General features: G+C 62.0%; 2 protein-coding genes. Both read right to left on the bottom strand.

What is annotated here, in order from left to right; all coding sequences use genetic code 11:
• Positions 1-50: 50 nt before the first annotated feature.
• On the bottom strand, positions 51-944 hold the full coding sequence (istB, locus tag EH240_RS36650) for an IS21-like element helper ATPase IstB (protein WP_125007199.1): 894 nt from the start codon (positions 942-944) through the stop codon (positions 51-53).
• On the bottom strand, positions 941-2,455 hold the full coding sequence (gene istA, locus EH240_RS36645) for an IS21 family transposase (protein WP_125007198.1): 1,515 nt from the start codon (positions 2,453-2,455) through the stop codon (positions 941-943). The genes istB and istA overlap by 4 nt, the downstream gene beginning before the upstream one ends.
• Positions 2,456-2,640: the final 185 nt, after the last annotated feature.

The raw sequence follows: 2,640 nt of genomic DNA, 5'->3' as shown, positions 1-2,640 counted from the left end.
TATAGCGCGGCGATCTGGGAGAGACCTGCGCGACAATCTGGATGAGACTCTCAGGGCGCGGTCACGGGCAAATTATCATGCTGATTGTCGCTGGCAAGGCCATCGTGGTTTTCTGATTGCCGCTCCGCGACAAGCTCGTGCGTGTTTTTGATTGTCGCGTAGGAGGCCGGCCAGCCGCGCTGGCGTTTGGCTTCCATGGCTGATCTGCGCCGGTAGCTTTCGACGTTCATCTCGAAGATTGTTGCGTGGTGGACGAGACGGTCGACCGCGGCGAGCGTCATGGCGGGGTCGGGAAAGACCCTGTTCCATTCTCCGAAGGGCTGATTGGCGGTGATCATGATGGAACGCCGCTCATAGCGGGCGGAGATGAGTTCGAAGAGCACGCTCGTTTCGGCCTGGTCCTTGGTGACGTAGGCCAGATCATCGAGGATGAGCAGATCGAACTTGTCGAGCTTGTCGATGGCGGATTCGAGCTGGAGTTCACGCCGCGCGACCTGAAGCTTCTGAACGAGGTCGGTCGTGCGGGTGAACAGCACGCGCCAGCCATTCTCGATGAGGGCGAGCCCGATGGCCGCGGCGAGATGGCTCTTTCCGCCGCCGGGCGGGCCAAACAACAGGATGTTGGCACCCTTTGCGAGCCAGCTGTCGCCGGCGGCGATCGCCATCACCTGGGCCTTGGAGACCATGGGCACGGCCTCGAAGGCGAAGCTGTCGAGTGTCTTTCCAGGTGGCAGATGCGCTTCGGCGAGGTGGCGTTCGATCCGGCGATGCGCCCGCTCGGCCAGTTCATGCTCGGCAATGGCCGACAGGAAGCGGGCGGCGGGCCAGCCCTCTCGATCGGCCTGTTCGGCAAATTGCGGCCACAGGGTCTTGATTGTCGGCAGCCGGAGCTCGTTGAGCATGATGCCCAGCCGGGCTTCATCGATGCTATGGGCGCTCTTCATGCGACCTCTCCCGTATAGGCCGTGCCGATCAGGGCTTCATAGCCGTTGAGGCAAGCAAGCTGCACCGAGACGGTCGGCAGCCGTGCTGGGTCCGGGCCGAAGAGCGTTCTCAAGGCAGCAATATCGGGCAGGTCGCCGGCATCGAGGATCTCGGCGAGTTGCTCGGCAAGTTCGCGCTCGCAGCCGCGATCATGGGCCAGTGCCAGCAACTCGACCGTGATCTTGCAGGCCTGCCTGTCCGGCAGCCGCTCCATGAGCACATCGAAGGTCCTGCGGTATTCCTGCCGCGGAAAGAGCTTGTCCCGATAGACGAGATTAAGAAGCGCCATCGGCTTCTTCCGCAGCGAATGGATGACGTGCCGATAATTGACGACTTGATCGTGCCTTCCATCCGCATGTCCACGGCCTCTGGGAAGCGTCATCAGCTGTGTTCCTCCGACAAAGACCTCGAGCCGATCGTCGAACAGCCGGACGCGAAGCCGATGTCCGATCAGGCGGGAAGGAACGGTGTAGAAGACCTTGCGCAAGGTGAAGCCACCGGTCCGCGACACGTTCACGACCACCTCCTCGAAGTCGCTGGTCCGCCGATCTGGGAGTTCCTGCAGATGAGGGCGTTCGGCATCGATGCGCTTGCCATGATTGGCGTTGTGCCGGCTGACGATCTCATCGATGAACGCACGATACGCACCGAGATCGTCGAAGTCCTTGCTGCCGCGCATCAGAAGGGCGTCACGGATGGCGTCCTTGAGATGGCCATGGGCGCTTTCGATCGCTCCGTTCTCGTGGGCGACGCCCTTGTTGTTGCGGGTCGGCGTCATGCGATAATGGGCGCAGAGCTCCTCGTAGCGATGCGTGAGATCCTCCTTAGCGTCGGCGCTGAGATTGCGGAAAGCCGCCGACAGGCTGTCGCTGCGGTGATAGAGCGGCGCACCGCCAAGCGACCAGAGCGCATTCTGCAACCCTTCGGCCAGGGCGACGAAGCTTTCCCCGCCAAGGATGACATGGGCATGCTCGAAGCCTGACCAGGCGAGCCGGAAGTGGTAGAGCAGATGGTCGAGGGGTTGGCCCGCGATCGTGATGCCCAAGCTGCTCATGTCGGTAAAATCCGACAGCCCGAGCCGGCCGGGTTCGTGAAGCTGACGGAAGATAACCTCCTGCTCTTCGCCGTGGATGGCGCGCCATGACCGAATGCGCCGCTCCAGGGTCCGGCGAATGCCCTCGGACAGGTCCGGGTGCCGCCGCAGCATCTCTTCGTAGATGGCGACAGCACGGATACCTGGCGCCGCCTTCAAAAGGGGAACGACCTCGGCATCGAAGATGTGCTCGAGAGGGTCAGGCCGTCGCCGGCCGCGAGCCTTTTGCTTTTGCGATGGCAGGTCCGGATTCTTCTTGATGCGATAGGCCGTCGCTCTGCTGATCGACGCCTTGGCCGCGGCAACCTCGGTCGTGTGTTCCTGTCGTAACTTCATAAAGAGCCTCATCTGATGGTCGGTTACATGACGGCCTGGCACAAAGGTGATTCTCCATTCTTCAGAAAATCGCCAAGGTACTTCAGCCAACCGCGCTCAACAGACGTCGGCAGTGACGCCGCGGGGGTGGTGTAACTCCGTTCGGGCTACGCCCTCACTGCGTCACACCACCCCCGCCGAGTCTCATCTTGATTGACGCTGAATCTCATCCTGATCGCCGCGCCGCA

It is taken from the genome of Mesorhizobium tamadayense, assembly GCF_003863365.1.
In the GTDB taxonomy this organism is placed as follows: Bacteria; Pseudomonadota; Alphaproteobacteria; order Rhizobiales; family Rhizobiaceae; genus Mesorhizobium; species Mesorhizobium tamadayense.
Note: the sequence above shows the minus strand (reverse complement) of the source record. Positions and strands in the feature narration are given on the sequence as shown.